Consider the following 1,189-nt stretch of genomic DNA (forward strand, 5'->3'; position numbering starts at 1 on the left):
GTAAGCACATGGAGGCCGCAGTGACCAGGTGGCTGGGACTGTTTATTAAAAACACAGCACTCTGCAAACTCGTAAGAGGACGTATAGGGTGTGACACCTGCCCGGTGCCGGAAGGTTAATTGATGGGGTTAGTTTTCGGACGAAGCTCTTGATCGAAGCCCCGGTAAACGGCGGCCGTAACTATAACGGTCCTAAGGTAGCGAAATTCCTTGTCGGGTAAGTTCCGACCTGCACGAATGGTGTAACCATGGCCACGCTGTCTCCACCCGAGACTCAGTGAAATTGAAATCGCAGTGAAGATGCTGTGTACCCGCACCTAGACGGAAAGACCCCGTGAACCTTTACTACAGCTTGGCACTGAACATTGAACCTACATGTGTAGGATAGGTGGGAGGCTTTGAAGCATTGTCGCTAGATGATGTGGAGCCGTCCTTGAAATACCACCCTTGTATGTTTGATGTTCTAACATAGTTCCCTTATCGGGAATGTGGACAGTGTCTGGTGGGTAGTTTGACTGGGGCGGTCTCCTCCCAAATAGTAACGGAGGAGCACGAAGGTTAGCTAATCACGGTCGGACATCGTGAGGTTAGTGCAATGGCATAAGCTAGCTTAACTGCGAGACAGACACGTCGAGCAGGTACGAAAGTAGGTCATAGTGATCCGGTGGTTCTGTATGGAAGGGCCATCGCTCAACGGATAAAAGGTACTCCGGGGATAACAGGCTGATACCGCCCAAGAGTTCATATCGACGGCGGTGTTTGGCACCTCGATGTCGGCTCATCACATCCTGGGGCTGAAGTCGGTCCCAAGGGTATGGCTGTTCGCCATTTAAAGTGGTACGCGAGCTGGGTTTAGAACGTCGTGAGACAGTTCGGTCCCTATCTGGTGTGGGCGTTGGATGATTGATGGGAGCTGCTCCTAGTACGAGAGGACCGGAGTGGACGAACCGCTGGTGTTCGGGTTGTCATGCCAATGGCATTGCCCGGTAGCTACGTTCGGAACGGATAACCGCTGAAAGCATCTAAGCGGGAAGCCGGCCCAGAGATGAGTCATCCCTGACTTTTAAAGTCCGGAAGGGTTGTTATAGACGATGACGTTGATAGGCAGGGTGTGGAAGCGTTGTAAGGCGTTAAGCTAACCTGTACTAATTGCCCGAGAGGCTTAACCATACAACGCCTAAAAGGCTTCG

Annotated in this window: 1 rRNA gene; it reads left to right on the forward strand. The window is 52.0% G+C overall.

Annotation, left to right across the window (positions count from 1 at the left end):
* Positions 1-1,169: ribosomal RNA gene (locus tag GTH32_RS19260) — 23S ribosomal RNA — on the forward strand; the annotation flags it as partial.
* Positions 1,170-1,189 lie beyond the last annotated feature (20 nt).

Source organism: Alteromonas profundi (genome assembly GCF_010500865.1).
Classification (GTDB): domain Bacteria; phylum Pseudomonadota; class Gammaproteobacteria; order Enterobacterales; family Alteromonadaceae; genus Alteromonas; species Alteromonas profundi.